At 63.5% G+C, this 16653-nt stretch carries 13 protein-coding genes and 1 riboswitch; of the genes, 8 read left to right on the forward strand and 5 right to left on the reverse strand.

The genetic code is table 11. The features are described from left to right. Nucleotides 1–183: 183 nt before the first annotated feature. Nucleotides 184–843: a response regulator gene (locus tag PNAP_RS00520; protein WP_011799540.1), complete on the forward strand. Its 660-nt coding sequence runs from the start codon at nucleotides 184–186 to the stop codon at nucleotides 841–843. Between the two features lie 11 nt (nucleotides 844–854). After that, entirely contained in the window at nucleotides 855–2849 is a 1995-nt protein-coding gene (locus tag PNAP_RS00525; protein ID WP_049763618.1) for a hybrid sensor histidine kinase/response regulator, read from the forward strand. A 34-nt stretch (nucleotides 2850–2883) separates the two neighbouring features. Here PNAP_RS00525 and PNAP_RS00530 read toward each other — a convergent pair whose 3' ends face one another. Continuing rightward, nucleotides 2884–3549: an ABC transporter ATP-binding protein gene (locus PNAP_RS00530; RefSeq protein ID WP_011799542.1), complete on the reverse strand. Its 666-nt coding sequence runs from the start codon at nucleotides 3547–3549 to the stop codon at nucleotides 2884–2886. A 107-nt stretch (nucleotides 3550–3656) separates the two neighbouring features. Further along, entirely contained in the window at nucleotides 3657–3824 is a 168-nt protein-coding gene (locus tag PNAP_RS27510; RefSeq protein WP_198140662.1) for a hypothetical protein, read from the reverse strand. Nucleotides 3825–3950: 126 nt separating this feature from the next. Between PNAP_RS27510 and PNAP_RS00540 the strand changes: the two genes are divergently transcribed. Beyond that, nucleotides 3951–4415: a glycine zipper family protein gene (locus PNAP_RS00540; RefSeq protein ID WP_041376872.1), complete on the forward strand. Its 465-nt coding sequence runs from the start codon at nucleotides 3951–3953 to the stop codon at nucleotides 4413–4415. 6 nt (nucleotides 4416–4421) lie between these two features. Continuing rightward, nucleotides 4422–5000 carry an MOSC domain-containing protein gene (locus PNAP_RS00545; RefSeq protein ID WP_011799545.1) on the forward strand — a complete coding sequence of 193 codons (579 nt, stop codon included), beginning with the start codon at nucleotides 4422–4424 and terminating at the stop codon, nucleotides 4998–5000. Nucleotides 5001–5026: 26 nt separating this feature from the next. Here the strand turns inward: PNAP_RS00545 and PNAP_RS00550 are convergent, their stop codons facing one another. Then, a complete protein-coding gene (locus PNAP_RS00550; protein ID WP_011799546.1) occupies nucleotides 5027–6229 on the reverse strand; it encodes a threonine ammonia-lyase in 1203 nt (400 codons plus the stop codon). 203 nt (nucleotides 6230–6432) lie between these two features. Here PNAP_RS00550 and PNAP_RS00555 point away from each other — a divergent pair, with 203 nt between their 5' ends. Both PNAP_RS00555 and PNAP_RS00560 read left to right on the forward strand, forming a co-directional pair. After that, nucleotides 6433–8802: an ATP-binding protein gene (locus tag PNAP_RS00555; RefSeq protein WP_011799547.1), complete on the forward strand. Its 2370-nt coding sequence runs from the start codon at nucleotides 6433–6435 to the stop codon at nucleotides 8800–8802. Between the two features lie 416 nt (nucleotides 8803–9218). Then, nucleotides 9219–9524, forward strand: a complete 306-nt coding sequence (locus PNAP_RS00560; protein WP_041376873.1) for a KH domain-containing protein — start codon at nucleotides 9219–9221, stop codon at nucleotides 9522–9524. Between the two features lie 175 nt (nucleotides 9525–9699). Here PNAP_RS00560 and recQ read toward each other — a convergent pair whose 3' ends face one another. Further along, nucleotides 9700–11604 carry a DNA helicase RecQ gene (recQ, locus tag PNAP_RS00565; RefSeq protein WP_049763619.1) on the reverse strand — a complete coding sequence of 635 codons (1905 nt, stop codon included), beginning with the start codon at nucleotides 11602–11604 and terminating at the stop codon, nucleotides 9700–9702. A gap of 260 nt (nucleotides 11605–11864) precedes the next feature. On the opposite strand from recQ, the gene PNAP_RS00570 reads away from it, so the two are divergent. Further along, on the forward strand, nucleotides 11865–12911 hold the full coding sequence (locus PNAP_RS00570) for a homocysteine S-methyltransferase family protein (RefSeq protein WP_041376875.1): 1047 nt from the start codon (nucleotides 11865–11867) through the stop codon (nucleotides 12909–12911). Between the two features lie 27 nt (nucleotides 12912–12938). Here the strand turns inward: PNAP_RS00570 and PNAP_RS00575 are convergent, their stop codons facing one another. Next, the gene (locus PNAP_RS00575) at nucleotides 12939–13523 is read right to left on the reverse strand and encodes a cyclic nucleotide-binding domain-containing protein (protein ID WP_011799551.1); all 585 of its coding nucleotides are present in this window, start codon (nucleotides 13521–13523) and stop codon (nucleotides 12939–12941) included. Nucleotides 13524–13588: 65 nt separating this feature from the next. Beyond that, nucleotides 13589–13681: riboswitch (S-adenosyl-L-homocysteine riboswitch) on the forward strand. A gap of 14 nt (nucleotides 13682–13695) precedes the next feature. Here PNAP_RS00575 and metH point away from each other — a divergent pair. Beyond that, on the forward strand, nucleotides 13696–16515 hold the full coding sequence (gene metH / locus PNAP_RS00580; protein WP_011799552.1) for a methionine synthase: 2820 nt from the start codon (nucleotides 13696–13698) through the stop codon (nucleotides 16513–16515). Nucleotides 16516–16653 lie beyond the last annotated feature (138 nt).

Genomic DNA, 16653 nt, shown 5'->3' on the forward strand with positions numbered 1-16653 from the left:
ATTTGGTGCCTGTTACAGCGGTTTGCGCATGAAACTTTTGTAACTTTTCCGATTTTTATGCAGTGCGTTCGCCATGTCTCTGGTCTTTTTGTACTGTTCTGCATCGGCGCATTTGCGGGCTGCATGCACTGGCGATGCAAGCGTCTAGACTGCAGTCCTGTCAACACTTGCGAGGGAGCGGCCATGCCAAATTCGTTCATTGAGCCGCCCACGGTTTTGCTGGTGGACGATCACACGCTCTTTCGCGAAGGCATGCGCCTCATGCTCGGCAGCAGCCCGCTGGTGCATGCCCACATCCTGGATGCCGGCAACCTGCCTGACGCCCTGGCGCTGCAGCAGTCGGTGGATCTGGTGCTGCTCGACATCGGCCTGCCGGGAATCGGGGGACTGGAAGGTCTGCTAAGCGTCAGGCAGCGATGGCCGGACGCCGTCATCGTGATGCTGTCGGCCCACGACAGGCCCGAGCTGGTGCGCGAAGCCCTGAGCAAGGGCGCTTGCGGTTTTGTTTCCAAGACCGCCCAGCCGGTGCAGATTTGCCAGGAAGTGCGGCGCTGGCTGTATCAGCAGCGCGGCCCCGAGCCGCAGCCGCAGGCTTTGCCCGGCGAGGCTGCGGCCGGCGCAATTCCGGGAGGCGACGAGAGCCTGACGCCGCGCCAGTACGAGGTTCTCAAGCTGCTGGCGCAAGGGCTGAGCAACAAGGCGATTGCTTTCAAGCTGCACCTGAGCGAGCACACCATTCGCAACCATGTGGTCGCCATCCTGAGGCACTTCAATGCGCTAACCCGCACCGAGGCCGTGATGGCTTCGCAGCGTCTCGGACTTCTTCCCGCAACCCTGATTTAAGCGCCGCCCCGATGCCCGAAGCCTCCATGAAAATGGTGCCCGGCGCGCCAGGGCCGGCCGCGACAGCCGGCACGGGTCCGCAAGCCTTGCGCCACCTGTCCGTGCTGGACTCGCAATTGCAGCTCATCAATGCAAATATTTACGCTGCATTGCTCGGCAGCGGCCTGACCGGCTGTTTGCTGACCTGGCTGGTGTGGCTGGTCAATCCAGACCCCCTGAGCGGCAGCTGGATCGAACAGGGGCAACGGTTTGTGGCCTGGCTTGCTGCCGGGAATTACAGCGTATCCGCCGCAGGCTTCGAGGGGGTCGCGGTGTTGCGCCTGCATTCGGCAAGCTGGCTGCTGGCCTATTTGCTGGTGTCGCTGGCGTGCGCGCTGATCTGGCGGTATTTCTGGCGGCGAACCGGCAGTATTTACAGCGTTGAGCAAACCTACCGCCTGCTTCAGGCCCTGGCGCTGGCGGTCGGCCTGTGCTGGGGCATCGGTTGCGGCTGGCTGTACCAGCCTGAATCCAGCGCGGTGACCTTGGGCATGGTGAGCCTGATGGGCGGGCTGTCCGGCGGACTGCTCTCCGGGGTCGGGGTGCGCGCACGGCTTTACTGGCTGGTCAGCCTGCCCATGGCGGTCGGACTGGTGGGCGCACTTTTGTACCATGGGGGCGAGGTCAACCCCGTGCTGCCGGTTGCGCTGCTGCTGTTGCTGCTCAGCAACGGTATTTTTGCGCACAACACCGAGCGCCACATCGGCAGCACCATCGAGTTGCGCTTTAAAAACATGTTCCTCGTTGAACAGCTGCGCGAGCAGACCCGCGTGGCCGAGCAGGCCAACCTGGCCAAAAGCAACTTCCTGGCCGGTGCCAGCCACGACCTGCGCCAGCCCGTGCATGCGCTCAACCTTTTCCTCGAATCGCTTAGCACCACCCGGCTCGATGCCAGGCAGGAAACCATCGTCACGCACGCCCGGGCCGCCAGCCTGGCGAGTCGCGAAATGCTCGACACGCTGCTGGATTTTTCCCGCATCGAGGCCGGGGTGATGGAGCCCAAGCCGCGCACCATGCCCCTGGCGGGACTGTTGCGGCAGCTTGAAGACGAATACGGTCCACAGGCCGACAGCAAGGGGCTGGTTTACCGAAGCCGCGACTGCATCGACCATGTTTACTGCGATCCGTCGCTGCTGTCGCTGATTTTGCGCAACTTGGTCGGCAATGCAATCCGCTACACCGTGCGCGGCGGCGTGCTGGTGGCCGTGCGCACGCGCGGCACCGACAAGGTGGTTGAGGTCTGGGACACCGGGATCGGCATCGACGCCTCGCACCATGAGAAAATCTTTCACGAGTTCCACCAGATATCCAACCAGGAGCGCGACCATCACAAAGGCCTGGGACTGGGCCTGGCCATCGTCAGGCGGCTCGTCGATAGCCTCGGGCTGGAGTTGTCGCTGGCGTCCCGGCTGGGCAAGGGCAGCGTGTTTTCGCTGCGGCTGCCGTGCGCGAGCCCGCCTTGCCAGCCCGCTGGCGTCAACGCCTTGGTCTCGCCGACCTTTCAGCCCGGCGCGGCGCGGCATGAGGCCTCGTCCTTGATGGGCTTGCGGGTGCTCGTGGTGGACGACGAGGTGCTGGTGCGCGAAGGCATGCGCATGCTGCTGGGCCAGTGGGGCTGCTTCGTGGAGGTGTTCAGAACCGTTGAGGGCGCGACCCGCTACATCGGCGATTTCGACGGCGACGGCCCGCCATTCGATCTGCTGATCACCGACTTCCGCCTGGAAAACGGCGTGACCGGCCACGATGTCATCCGGGCGGTGCGGGCCGCGCTTCAAAAGCTGCCGGACTTCGCCGATTTCGACCCGCCGGTGGTCATCGTCACCGGCGACACCGACCCGCTTCGCATTTCGCAGGCGCGGGGCCTGGGCGCCACCGTGCTGCACAAACCGATTGACACGCAGGTTCTGCATGCGGAACTCGCCAAGGCATTTGCCTTCAAGACCAGCAAGAATTTGCTATTAATTTAATAGCTGATTGTGCCCGCTGAATATGCGCAAAAGACTAATTTGGCACTGAAATTGGCCCCGGTTCCCCGAGCTTGACCACCGCCGCCAAAGCCACCTGTCCGGGCGCTTCGTAATCTGCCACGACCCAGGCCCGGCCGGGCTGCCGGGCGGCCTCGGCCAGCACCGCCAGCAGATAGTCGATGGACGGCCGGTCCAGCGCCATGAAGGGCTGGTCGAGCAGCGTGACCGGCGCCCTGGCGGCCAGCGCGGCAGCCAGAAAAACCTTGCGCCGGCTGCCGGTGGACAGCATGAACAGCGCCTTGTCCAGATGCGGCGCCAGGCTCAGGCCGTCAATGTGCGCCTGCAGCGCGTCCAGGTCGCAACCGGGATGGCGCTGGGGCAGGCCGGCAAAGATTTGCCGGGCGGTTTGCTGGTCCAGCGCGGTAGCGCGCGGGTCAAACCACGCCACCTGGCGTTGGTAGGCTTCCCGCTCTTGCGTCAGGCACACACCCTGGATGCGCAGTTGCCCCGTCGAGGGCAGCTTGCCGGCCAGCAACTGGAGCAGGGTGGTTTTGCCTGTGCCCTCGTCGCCGCAGACCCAGGTGACGCCGGGCGCCAGGACCAGCGACAGCTGGTCAAACAGCGGCGGCGCACTCGGCTGGGAATGGCTGAAGGAAAGCCCTTCGGCCATCAAAATGGGCGTTTCTGGTTCTGGATGCATGCTGTGAGCCTCGGTGCGTCAAGCGTTTGGGTGTTGCCTTGCCAACAAAAAAGTCCGCACGCTGCGGACTTTTTTGGGCTGCCAGGCGAAGCGGCTGCAAAGCGGCTTCAAGCCATGTAGATGGCGATGAAGGCCAGCAAGAACATCAGCACGCCGCCCACCAGAGGCAACACGATTGGAATTATCGGGACGATGGCGTCCACTGCATCCTGCTCTTGGGCCGGCGTCGGGCTGTCGTGGGCTGCGTTGGTCGTGTGTTGGGCTGAAGGGTTCATGAGAAGCTCCTGAAATGCTTGGAAAACTTGGCCTGAGTTTACCTTTTTGAGGCGCCCGGCGGCGGCTCCTGAGCGCATTGGCCTTTTGCGTTACCCTTTGGCCATGCTTGTTTCTGGATGCACACCATGAAGTCTTCAACCCGCGTTTTCTCGCTGTGCGCTGCCCCGGCGCTGGTTCTCGTGCTGGCCGGCTGCGCGAGCAGCGGCGCCGGCAGCGCCTCGGCCAGGCCTGTGCTGTACCCCAATGCCACGCTCAACCGCGTCGGCGACGCGCAGGGCCGCATGGAAGCGAACGCCTGCATGTCCCGGGCGCAGGCCTCGGGCTTGAGCCCGATGCAAACCACCAATGAAGTCGGCCGCCGTGCCGGCGAAGGCGCGGCCATCGCCGGCGTGGCTTCGGCGGTCGGCGCGCTGATCACCGGCCGGGGCGGAGAGGGCATGCTGCGTGCCGGCGCGGCGGGCGCTGCCGTCGGCGGGTCGGCCGGCGCGGTCTCGGGCGCCTTTCACAATGACAAGCCCAATGGCGTTTACCGCAACTTCGTTCAGCGCTGCCTGAGCGAAAAAGGCTTTGAAGTCATCGGCTGGAACTGACACGCCATGCCGCAACTTCTTTCGGTTCAGGTCGGCCTTGCCCGCCGGACAAACATCGGCGAGCGCAGCATTCTGACGGCCTACGGCAAGCAGCCGGTGGCGCAAGCCGTTCCGGTGCTGCCGCTGGGCTTGCTGGGCGACGATCAGGCTGACCTGTCGGTTCACGGCGGGCTGGCAAAAGCCGTCTATGCCTACCCTTCAGAGCATTACGCGTACTGGCAGGCCGCCCGGCGCGGAGCCGGCGTGGGCGAGATCGACGCCAGCCTGCCCCACGGCAGCCTGGGCGAAAACCTGACGCTGCAAGGCCTGCTGGAAACCGAGGTCTGGGCCGGCGATGTGCTGAAATTTCCCGGCTGCGAACTGCGTGTGACGCTGCCACGCGAGCCTTGCTACAAATTCAACGCCGCCATGGGTTTTGGCCGCGCTTCCAAACTGATGGCGCAAACCGGCTTTTGCGGGTTTTACCTGGCGGTGCAAACATCGGGAACGCTGCGCGCCGGCGAGTCATTCGAGGTGATTCCGGGCCGGCGCGGCGTCGGCATTCCTGCGCTGTTCGCCGCCAAGATGAGCAAGCATCTGCGCTAGAGCAGGCCCGCGCTCCCGGGGCAGGCTCAGTGCTGCTCTTCAGCCTCGAATCCCGCCGTGCGCAAAGCCTGCAGCACCTGCGCGATATGCGGGCGGCCGCGCGTCTGCAGCACCAGTTCAATCTCAACGTTCTGCGCCGCCAGCATGGTGAAGGCGCGCTGGTGGTGCACTTCCTCGATGTTGGCGCCCGCGTCGGCGACCGTGGCGGTGATTTTGGCCAGCGAGCCGGGAATGTCGCGCGCGCTGACCCGGATGCGCGCCAGCCGCCCGGCGCGCACCATGCCGCGCTCAATGATCGCTGCCAGCAGCAGCGGGTCGATGTTGCCGCCGCACAGCACCAGCCCGACCTTGCGGCCGGCAAAGCGCGCCGGGTATTTGAGCAGCGCCGCCAGCCCGGCCGCGCCAGCGCCTTCGACCAGGGTTTTTTCAATCTCCAGCAGCATCACCATGGCCTGCTCGATGTCGCCTTCATCGACCAGCAGCAGGTCATCGACTTTTTCGGCAATGATAGCCTGCGCAATCACGCCGGGCGTGCCCACGGCAATGCCGTCGGCAATCGTGCTGGTGCCCTGCGGGTGGTGCGTGCCCTTGATGGCGTTGACCATGGCTGGAAAGCGCGACGTCTGCACGCCGATGATTTCAATGCCGGGTTTCAGCGCCTTGGCCGCCGTGGCCACGCCGGCAATCAGCCCGCCGCCGCCCACGGCAATCACCAGCACTTCCAGTTCGGGCACGGCATGCAGCATCTCCAGCCCCACGGTGCCCTGGCCGGCGACGATGGCTTCATCGTCATAGGGATGCACAAACACCAGCTTTTCGCGTTCGGCCAGCCCCATGGCATGGGCGCGCGACGCGTCGAGCGTGTCGCCGTGCAGCACCACCTCGGCGCCAAAGCCCCGGGTGCGCTCGATCTTCACGCCCGGCGTGAAGCGCGGCATGACGATGACGGCGCGAATGCCCAGGCGCTGCGCGTGGTAGGCCACGCCCTGCGCATGGTTGCCCGCGCTCATGGCAATCACGCCGCGCTGGCGCTCGGACTCGGTGAGCTGCGCCAGCTTGTTGCAGGCGCCGCGCTCCTTGAAGGACGCGGTGTACTGCAGGTTTTCGAACTTCAGGTAAATTTGCGCCCCGGTCAACTGCGACAGCGTGCGCGATTCCACGCAGGGCGTGTCCAGCAAATGTCCGTGCAGGCGCTGGGCGGCTTGTTCGATAACGGTCAGGCTGAGCATGATTTCCTTTTTGGGCGCCGTTGAGCGCTAGCAGGCCATTTTCCGCCCCTTTGGAGAGCCTGCTTGTGGCCTATGCCTCACGGCATTATTGAAGTAGTGCCTTCCATGCGGCTTTAGCTTGCGTTATGGTGCAGGCTGCGGTGAATCAATAAAAAAATCAGGGCGGAGGCATTGGCGGTATCGTTGCAAACCGGAGTTTGTCCATGAACAAGCGTTCCCTTGTCGAGCATCCGCAGCAGTGGCTGCTTTCTCCCGGCCTGAAAGAGGCGCCGGTGCTGGATTTGATGTGCTCGCATTTCGTCCTGACCCTGGCCGCCCGGCAGGGCGCCAAGTTCAATGTGCGGCGCGACCTGAACAGCCTGCTGTCGCTGTCGGGCCGGCACCTGGTGTGGCCGCTGCCGGCGCTGCAGCGCCTGCGCGAATTTTTGAATCGCCGCTGCAAGGGCAACGAGTTCTGGCAGGACCACGAAACCCTGAGCGATGCCGAGTTCATGGCGCGCCACGGCGTCTGGCGCGGCCCCTACGAGGAAGGCACGCTGTTTTTCTACCTCGACGAACATGCCAAGGACCAGCCCAAGGATTTGCTCTCGGTCCTTAGCGCCACCGGCGACTGGCTGACGCTGGCGCTGAAAAAGCAGTCCACGCTGGTCGAAAAAAACATCGAGTCGCTGGCCAGCCTGCTGCAGCTCAACCGGGCCGAACGCGCGCTGCTGCTCTACGGTACGCTGGCTAGATACCAGCGCGACCTGCGCTCGCTGCTGGTCGAGTTCAAGGTCAACAACGCACCCGAAGCCTATGCCGCGATTGCCGACGTGGCCGGCGTCAAGGCGCCCGAGGTCGCCGAAGCGCTGCGGCCCGGCTCGCGCCTGGAGCGCATCGGCATGGTCGAGAACCTGATCTCCGAGCACAACATCACCGACCTGGCCGACCTGATGAAGGTCAGCGAAAAGCTGCCGCCGGTCCTGATGCGCAAATACCGCGACCACAGCGAGCTGATGGCGGTCTTCACCCGGCCGGCCACGCGCAGCCGCCTCGGGCTGGCCGATTTTGCCTTCGTGGAGGACGACGCGCAGGTGCTGGTGTCATTGCTGCGCCATGCGGTGGCCGGCAAGGAGGCGGGCGTCAATGTGCTGCTCTACGGCCCGCCCGGCACCGGCAAGACCGAGCTGGCCAAGGTGGTGGCGCAGGCCGCCGGGCTGGACCTGTTCGAGGTCGAATACGCCGACCGCGACGGCAATTCATTGAGCGGGCGCGACCGCTACCGCTCGCTGCAGATCGCCCAGGTGTTCCTCAAGGGCAGCATGCATTCGGCGCTGCTGTTCGACGAGGTGGAAGACGTGTTTCCGCCGATTTCCAGCGAGGCCGCGCAGCTGATGGCGCGCTCCGAACAGCTGACCGCCCCGAACAGCCATTCGGTCAGCGGCAAGGCCTGGGTCAACCAGATTCTCGAATCCAACCCGGTGCCCACGCTCTGGGTGACCAACCGCATCGAGCAGATCGACCCGGCTTTTCGGCGCCGCTTTGCCTACCACCTGGAACTGCGTTCGCCGCCGCCCGGCGCGCGCGAAGGCATCGTGCGCAAGACGCTCGAAGGCGTGCAGGTCAGCGATGCGTTCGTCGCCAAGCTCACCGCCCGCAAGGGCCTGACGCCGGCGCAGATTCGCACGGCGGTGCGTTTTGCCCGCTTGGCCAGCGCGCCCGCGAAAGCGATGGATGCGCAGGTCGATGGCGCCGGGATGCAGGCGATTCTGGCGGGCGGCCGGCCATCGCTGATGGAGTCGCTGATCGAGCGCCAGCTCAGGAATGCCGACGTGGCGCTGGGCAACAAGGCCGAAGCCTCGGGGCGCCGCAACGTCACGACGTATGACCTGGCGATGCTCAATGTGGAGTCGCGCTTTGAAATTCCGCGCATCGTGGAGGCGCTCAAAAGCCGGGGCCACGGCAGCCTGTGCTTCTACGGCCCGCCCGGCACCGGCAAGACCGCGCTGGCCGAGCACATCGCCAGCGCGCTGGAGCAGCCGCTGCTGATCAAGCAGGCCAGCGACCTGATGAGCAAATACGTCGGCGAAACCGAGCAGCAGATGGCCGCCATGTTCCGCGAGGCCGAGGCTGAAAAGGCGGTGCTGCTGTTAGATGAGGCCGACAGCTTTTTGCAGGACCGGCGCGGCGCCCAGCGCACCTACGAGGTCACCGAAGTCAATGAAATGCTGCAGGGCATGGAGCGCTACGCCGGCATTTTCATCTGCACCACGAACCTGTTAGAGAGCCTGGACCAGGCCGCGCTGCGGCGCTTCACCTTCAAGATCAAATTCATGCCGCTGACCGCCGGGCAGCGCGAAGCCATGTTTGTCACCGAAGCGCTGGCGGGCGATGCCACGCTGCTTACCGGGGAGTTGCAGCAGCGGCTGGCTCAACTCACGCAGCTGTGTCCCGGCGATTTTGCGGCGGTCAAGCGGCAGGCGGTGATTCTGGATGCGGAGTTGTCGGCCGAGGAATTCCTGGCGCAACTGGAAGCCGAGCACCGCATCAAGCCCGAGGTGCGGGAAGGGCGGGGCATGGGGTTCATGCGCTGATGGTTGCTATTGACTTTATAGCTATATATGCCCGTTTATATTGGGCTGTAACCGTAAAAAACGATTTTTCAATGAAGATGGCGAACGGAATTGGATTCCGACCCCTATTGCGTATTCATACTTTGGTTTGATTTGTGACATAACAAAGCATCCTTGGATTTCCACCCTCTCCCGCGCGGGAAGCGTTCCGTGATGCAGAAAATCCATGCCACTTGCCACTGAAAACCGAAGGAATCACGGCGAGTGAACTTGCGCGGTGGCACCAGCAAGGCTCCGGCAGCCTACCGCGTTTGGGGGATTGGTGGCATTGGCATCCGGCAGCACACTGACCCTGGCTTCAACGGATAGAGGCAGCCGCCATCCGGTATTCGTTGGGCAGGCATCCGGGCCGTCATGATGAAACCAGGAGGTGAATGATGAAAATGCTACTCACGGTCGAATTCCCCCATGAGCCTTTCAACGCCCACGTCAGGAGCGGCAAGGCGGGCGAGATCATTGGGCGCATCCTGGAAACGATCAAACCGCAGGCCGCGTACTTCACGGAACAAGACGGAAGGCGCGGCGGGGTATTTCTGATCGATGTACAAAATTCATCCGACGTGCCCTCTTTCGCGGAGCCGTTCTTTCTCAACTTTCAGGCCAACTGCAAATTCCGCATCGTGATGAGCCCGGAGGATCTGCAAAAAGCCGGCCTGGAGGCGCTCGGGAAGAAGTGGGCGTGAGCAGTGGGCCGGTCAGGTCCAGCGTTATCCGCACAATCTGAAATCGGGGTCAGATTCATGATGCTATTAAAAAAGTAGCTGCTTGCGCCCGTCCATCCTGCGCAAGAGCCGCTTTTCATCATGAATTCTGCGTCAATCCAGCCTATCCGGCGCCTGCAAGCCGGGTCCGGTGGTTTTACCCCGGCTCGGCGCACACCCGCAGCACCTCGGCGCCATACGCTGCCAGCTTCTTCACGCCCATGCCGCTGATGCCGCTCAGCGCGTGCAGGTCTTGCGGCGCCTGCTCGGCAATCGCGCGCAGCGTGGCGTCGTGGAAGATCACGAATGGCGGCAGGTTGTGCTCCCGGGCGACGTCGGTACGCCAGGCTTTCAGGCGGCCAAGGCGTTCCAGCGCGCCGGCGTTCAGCGTCGCTTCGGCCATGCCCTTGACCGATGTTTTCACCGTCGATTTGCTGCCGCGCCGCGTGCGCTCGGCCTTGGCGCTGGCGGCCTGCTGGCGCAGCAGCACGCTGACTTCGCCCTTGAGCACCTGGCGCGCGTCGGGCATCAGTTGCAGCGTGTTGAAGGCCTCGGCATTGACGCGCACCAGGTTGCTGGCGATCAGCTGGCGCAGCACGCCGCGCCACTGCGGCTCGGCCAGGTCGGCGCCGATGCCGAAGGTGCTGAGCTGGTCATGGCCGTACTGCACGACTTTTTCGGTCGGCTTGCCGCGCAGGATGTCCATGATGTGCCCGGCGCCAAAGCTGATGCCGCTGGCCTGCTGCACGCGGTAGATGCAGCTGAGCATCTTGCGCGCCGCCTCGGTCGCGTCCCACACGGCCGGCGGGGTCAGGCAGTTGTCGCAGTTGCCGCACGGCTCGCTGGCCTCGCCAAAATAGCCCAGCAGGCTGACGCGGCGGCAGCGCGTGCCCTCGGCCAGCGTCAAGAGCGCGTCCAGCTTGCCGCGCATCACCGCCTTGAACTCCTCGCTGGCGACTTCGCTGGTGTCGATCATGCGGCGCTGGTTCACCACGTCCTGCAGGCCATAGACCATCCAGGCGTCAGCGGGCAAGCCGTCGCGTCCGGCGCGGCCGGTTTCCTGGTAGTAGCCTTCGATGTTCTTTGGCATGTCCAGGTGCGCGACGAAGCGCACGTCGGGCTTGTCGATGCCCATGCCGAAGGCAATCGTCGCCACCATCACGCAGCCGTCTTCGCGCAGGAAACGGTCCTGGCGCTGCTGGCGCAGCTTGGCATCGAGCCCGGCGTGGTAGGCCATGGCCTTGATGCCCGCGTCTTCGAGCATGCCGGCGATTTCCTCGACGCGCTTGCGCGACTGGCAATAGACGATGCCCGCTTCGCCGTGGTGCTCGGCCTGGATGAAGCGCAGCAGCTGGCGCGTCGCGTCGGTCTTTTCGACGATGGTGTAGCGGATGTTGGGCCGGTCAAAGCTGCTTAGAAACAAGCGCGCGTCTTCGAGCTTGAGCCGCTCGATCATGTCCTGGCGCGTCAGCGCGTCGGCCGTGGCGGTCAGCGCCATGCGCGGCACGTCGGGGAAGGTCTCGTGCAACAGGCTCAAGCTGCGGTACTCGGGCCGGAAGTCGTGGCCCCACTGGCTCACGCAATGCGCCTCGTCGATGGCAAAGAGGCTTAGCAGCCCGCGCTCGTGCAGCGACGCCAGCAGGCCCTTCATGCGCGGCGTGTTGATGCGCTCGGGCGCGGCGTAGAGCAGCGTCAGCTCATTGCGCAGCAGCTGCTTTTCCAGCTGGCTGCTTTCCTCGAAAGTCTGGGTGGAGTTGAGGAACGCCGCCGACACGCCCGCTTCCAGAAGCGCGCCGACCTGGTCGTGCATCAGCGCGATCAGCGGCGAGATCACGATGGTCACGCCGTGGCCGGCGTTTTGCCGGGCGATGGCCGGAATCTGGTAGCACAGCGACTTGCCGCCGCCCGTGGGCATCAAGACCAGCGCATCGCCGCCAGCAATCACATGCTCGACGATGGCTTGCTGCGGGCCGCGAAAGTCGGAGTAGCCAAAAACCTGGCCAAGCACGTCCAGCGGCGTGGGCTGGTCTGAAGGGGCTGAAGAAATGGGCAATGAGGACAAGGGCGGGCCAGACAAGTGAGCGTTGGTGAAAAAGCCGGTTTGCTATAAAAATAATAGCTTGCTATGCATGATGGACAAGCGCAAAAGCCATTTTTCATCAGTATTGTTCGACCTTGAAAATCGTGGCCGTTGCGACTCGGGCGACTCCTTGCGGGGCAGCGCCGACCTGCGAATCATGACGTTTTCATTCAGTGCAAACAGGCTAAGGCCTATTGTCGGGGAAAGTCAACGGCCATGAAGCCCGACCTAAAATGCACGCCATGAAGCCGATCACCTACACCCGCGCCCAGCAACTCCCCGCCCTCCTGGCGCAACGCATCCTGATCCTCGACGGCGCGATGGGCACCATGATCCAGCGCTTCAGGCTCAATGAAGCGCAGTACCGGGGCGAGCGTTTCAAGGACTTTCACAAGGATGTCAAGGGCAACAACGAATTGCTCAGCCTCACGCGCCCCGACATGATCCGCGACATCCATGAAGGCTACCTGGCCGCCGGCGCCGACATGATCGAGACCAACACCTTCGGCGCGACCACCGTGGCCCAGGCCGACTACGACATGGCCGACCTGGCGGTCGAGATGAACTACGAATCGGCGCGAATCGCCAGAGCTGCCTGCGACAAGTTCTCGACGCCCGAGAAGCCGCGTTTTGTCGTCGGCGCCCTCGGCCCCACGCCAAAAACCGCCAGCATCAGCCCCGACGTGAACGATGCGGGTGCGCGCAACACCAGTTTTGAAGAGTTAAGAAAAGCCTATTACGAGCAGACCGAAGCGCTGGTCAAGGGCGGCGCCGACGTGCTGCTGGTCGAGACGATCTTCGACACGCTCAACGCCAAGGCGGCGCTGTTTGCCATCGACGAATACTTTGAAAACTCCGGTGAAAGATTGCCGCTGATCATCAGCGGCACCGTGACCGATGCCTCGGGCCGCATTTTGAGCGGCCAGACCGTGACGGCTTTCTGGCACAGCGTGCGCCATGCCGAGCCGCTGGCCGTCGGCCTGAACTGCGCGCTGGGCGCTGCCTTGATGCGCCCCTACATCCAGGAGCTGGCCAAGGCCGCGCCCGACACCTTCATCAGCTGCTACCCGAACGCCGGCCTGCCCAACCCGATGAGCGACACCGGCTTTGACGAGACGCCCGACGTGACCTCGCGCCTGCTGCACGAGTTCGCGGCCGAGGGGCTGGTCAACATCGTCGGCGGCTGCTGCGGCACCACTCCCGAGCACATCGCGGCGATTGCCCAGGCGGTGGCGCCGATGGACGGGCGCAGGCTGCAGCGCAATGGCTTCTACGCGCAAGCTGCGTAAGCTGCGTAAAAGCCGGCAGGCGCGGCATCAGGGAGTTATCCGGGAAGCGATTTCCTGCTCCATCGCCTGGGTCAGCTGGACATACATCTTGAGCTTGTCGGTGATCTCGCGCAGCCGCACGCCGATTCGCAGGGACAGGGCCAGCATCAGCTTGGCGGCCACGGGCGCATTTTCCAGCATCAGCCGGTTCAAGGCCTCGCGCGTCAGGATGGCGCAGCGCAGCGGGGTGGCGGCAATGCAGGAGGCGTAGCGCGGCTGGGCGTCCAGAAAGCCCAGCTCGCCAATCAGGCTGCCCGGCCCCATGACGGTGATGATGATGGGCTGGGCGCGGCTCACCACCACCGTTTCGACGGTCACTTCGCCGTCGAGCAACAGCATCATGAAACCGGTGTCGCGGCCATCGCCTTCACGGATGAAGATCGTGCCCTTGGCCACCAGTTGCGGCTGCATGTAAAGCACGACCACCCGGGCTTCCTCAAGGCTCAGCTGCATCAGGGCGGTCGGGGCAATCAGCATTTCAGCCGCCAGGTCAGCCGATCCGGAGCCGCCGGCCTTGTCCTGATGCCTGCCATCGGCAGGAAGTAAAGGTTTCTTGAAAATGTTTTTAAACATGGATGGAACTGGGTAATTTGACAGTTGGTAGCATGTTTATGGGTATTGATGCTTAAAATCGAGCTTAACTCAAGGAGCGTTGCAGCAAAACATCCGTTTTGTCAGGCTTGGGTAAACAGGGCCGCATCATCCCCTTTTAGCAACGACGCTCACCTTTATTCCAAGGTGAGTCATGTCCTCCATTCAGTTTTCCCATGAAGTCCCGCCCATGAAGCTGTCCGGCCTGGAGCCGGTCACCATCGGCAGCGATTCGCTGTTCGTCAACATCGGCGAGCGCACCAACGTCACCGGCTCCAAGGCCTTCGCCCGCATGATTTTGAACGGCGACTATGAACAGGCGCTGACAGTGGCGCGCCAGCAGGTCGAAAACGGCGCGCAGATCATCGACATCAACATGGACGAGGCCATGCTCGACAGCCAGGCGGCCATGGTGCGCTTTTTGAACCTGATCGCCGGCGAGCCCGACATTGCGCGCGTTCCCATCATGATCGACAGCTCCAAGTGGAGCGTGATCGAGGCCGGCCTGCGCTGCATCCAGGGCAAGGGCATCGTCAATTCGATTTCGATGAAGGAGGGCGTTGACGCCTTCAAGCACCAGGCCAAACTGCTCAAGCGCTACGGCGCCGCCGCCGTTGTCATGGCCTTCGATGAAAAAGGCCAGGCCGACACCTACGAGCGAAAAATCAGCATCTGCGAGCGCGCTTACCGCGTGCTGGTCGATGAGATCGGTTTTCCGCCCGAAGACATCATTTTTGACCCCAATATCTTCGCCATCGCCACCGGCATCGACGAGCACAACAACTACGCGGTCGATTTCATCGAGGCCACGCGCTGGATCAAGGCCAATTTGCCGGGCGCCAAGGTGTCGGGCGGCGTGTCCAACGTGTCGTTCAGCTTTCGCGGCAACGACCCGGTGCGCGAAGCGATTCACACGGTGTTTTTGTACCACGCGATCCAGGCCGGCATGGACATGGGCATCGTCAACGCCGGCATGATGGGCGTCTATGACGAGCTGGAGCCGGTGCTGCGCGAGCGCGTCGAGGACGTGGTGCTGAACCGCCAGCCGGTGTACAAGCCGGGCGAAGCGCATCTCACGCCCGGCGAACGGCTGATCGAAGTCGCCGAAACGGCCAAAAGCGGCGCGCGTGACGACAGCAAGAAGTACGAATGGCGCGCGCTGCCGATACGCGCGCGCCTGTCGCATGCGCTGGTGCATGGCAACAACGAATTCATCACCGAGGACACCGAGGAAGTCTGGCAGGCCATCAAGGCCGAGGGTGGCCGCCCGCTGCACGTCATCGAAGGCCCGCTGATGGATGGCATGAACGTCGTCGGCGACCTGTTCGGCCAGGGCAAGATGTTTTTGCCGCAGGTGGTGAAAAGCGCGCGCGTGATGAAGCAGGCCGTCGCCCACCTGCTGCCCTACATCGAGGCCGAGAAGCTGCTACTGGAGGCGGCCGGCGGCGATGTCAAGACCAAGGGCAAGATCATCATCGCCACGGTCAAGGGCGATGTGCATGACATCGGCAAGAACATCGTCACCGTGGTCTTGCAGTGCAACAACTTCGAGGTCGTCAACATGGGCGTGATGGTGCCCTGCCACGAGATTCTGGCGCTGGCGAAAGCCGAGGGCGCGCACATCGTCGGCCTGTCGGGGCTGATCACGCCGAGCCTGGAAGAAATGCAGTACGTCGCCGCCGAGATGCAGAAGGACGACCATTTCAGGCTCAACAAGATTCCGCTGATGATTGGCGGCGCCACCACCAGCCGGGTGCACACGGCGGTGAAGATTTCGCCGCACTACGAAGGCCCCGTCGTCTATGTGCCCGACGCCTCGCGCAGCGTCAGTGTGGCGCAAAGCCTGCTGTCCGAGCAGGCGGCCAAATACATCGCCGAGCTGAACGCCGACTACGACAAGGTGCGCACCCAGCACGCCAACAAGAAGCAGACGCCGATGTGGCCGCTGGCCAAAGCACGGGCCAACGCCACGCCCATCGACTGGACGAACTACACGCCGCCCGTGCCGAAGTTCATCGGCCGGCGCGTGTTCAAGAATTTTGATCTGGCCGAACTGGCCCAGTTCATCGACTGGGGGCCGTTCTTCCAGACCTGGGATCTGGCCGGGCCGTTCCCTGCCATCCTGACCGACGAGGTGGTCGGCGTCGAGGCGACGCGCGTCTATGAAGATGCCCAGAAGATGCTCAAGCGCCTGATCGAAGGCCGCTGGCTCACGGCCAGCGGCGTGATGGCGCTGCTGCCGGCCAACAGCGTCGGCGACGACATCGAAATCTACACCGACGAGACGCGCACCGAAGTGGCGATGACCTGGCATGGCCTGCGCCAGCAGACCGAAAAAACGGCGGTCGATGGCGTGATGCGCCCCAGCCGCTGCCTGGCCGATTTTGTCGCGCCCAAGGTATTAACTCCTGAATTGATAGCTGCTCGCACCCGTGCAGCAAGCGCAAAAGGCCAAAATGACTTGAAAATTGCCGATTACATCGGGGTTTTCGCGGTCACTGCCGGCCTGGGTGCCGACAAGAAGGAAAAGGCTTTCCAGGCCGACCATGACGATTATTCGTCGATCATGTTCAAGTCGCTCGCCGACCGTCTGGCCGAAGCCTTTGCCGAAGCCCTGCACCAGCGCGTGCGCCGTGACTTGTGGGGCTACGCGCCGGCCGAGTCGCTGGGCCATGACGCCTTGATCGCCGAGCAATACCAGGGCATCCGCCCCGCGCCCGGCTACCCGGCCTGCCCGGACCACAGCGTCAAGAAGGAAATGTTCGAGCTGCTCCACGCCGGCGACATCGGCATGGCGCTGACGGAAAGCCTGGCCATGACACCGGCGGCCAGCGTCAGCGGCTTTTACCTGAGCCATCCGCAAAGCACCTATTTCAGCGTCGGCAAGATTGGCGACGACCAACTGCAGGATCTGGCCAGGCGGCGCGGTGCCAAGGCCGAAGACCTGGCCAGGCTGCTGGCGCCTAATCTGTAAAACGGGCGTCTCGGAAAAATCCGGGTGGTCTCGGAAAAACTCTCGCTCAGCCGCCGCCCCGGTCCTACATTCAATAGCGCGTTCACCTGCCACGCACTTCCGATGCTGGACGTAGCCTTGCTGAAAAGAGGAGACGGC

The sequence above is a fragment of the Polaromonas naphthalenivorans CJ2 genome (assembly GCF_000015505.1).
GTDB lineage: Bacteria > Pseudomonadota > Gammaproteobacteria > Burkholderiales > Burkholderiaceae_C > Polaromonas > Polaromonas naphthalenivorans.

Excerpts from the sequence above, each read along its gene's own strand:
- PNAP_RS00550 (WP_011799546.1), bottom strand. The coding sequence starts at position 6,229 with ATGCTCAGCCTGACCGTTATCGAACAAGCCGCCCAGCGCCTGCACGGA.
- PNAP_RS00525 (WP_049763618.1), top strand. The coding sequence starts at position 855 with ATGCCCGAAGCCTCCATGAAAATGGTGCCCGGCGCGCCAGGGCCGGCC.
- PNAP_RS00545 (WP_011799545.1), top strand. The coding sequence starts at position 4,422 with ATGCCGCAACTTCTTTCGGTTCAGGTCGGCCTTGCCCGCCGGACAAAC.
- PNAP_RS00540 (WP_041376872.1), top strand. The coding sequence starts at position 3,951 with ATGAAGTCTTCAACCCGCGTTTTCTCGCTGTGCGCTGCCCCGGCGCTG.
- metH (WP_011799552.1), top strand. The coding sequence starts at position 13,696 with ATGTCCTCCATTCAGTTTTCCCATGAAGTCCCGCCCATGAAGCTGTCC.
- PNAP_RS00575 (WP_011799551.1), bottom strand. The coding sequence starts at position 13,523 with ATGTTTAAAAACATTTTCAAGAAACCTTTACTTCCTGCCGATGGCAGG.
- PNAP_RS00560 (WP_041376873.1), top strand. The coding sequence starts at position 9,219 with ATGAAAATGCTACTCACGGTCGAATTCCCCCATGAGCCTTTCAACGCC.
- PNAP_RS00570 (WP_041376875.1), top strand. The coding sequence starts at position 11,865 with ATGAAGCCGATCACCTACACCCGCGCCCAGCAACTCCCCGCCCTCCTG.
- PNAP_RS27510 (WP_198140662.1), bottom strand. The coding sequence starts at position 3,824 with ATGAACCCTTCAGCCCAACACACGACCAACGCAGCCCACGACAGCCCG.
- PNAP_RS00520 (WP_011799540.1), top strand. The coding sequence starts at position 184 with ATGCCAAATTCGTTCATTGAGCCGCCCACGGTTTTGCTGGTGGACGAT.
- PNAP_RS00555 (WP_011799547.1), top strand. The coding sequence starts at position 6,433 with ATGAACAAGCGTTCCCTTGTCGAGCATCCGCAGCAGTGGCTGCTTTCT.
- PNAP_RS00530 (WP_011799542.1), bottom strand. The coding sequence starts at position 3,549 with ATGCATCCAGAACCAGAAACGCCCATTTTGATGGCCGAAGGGCTTTCC.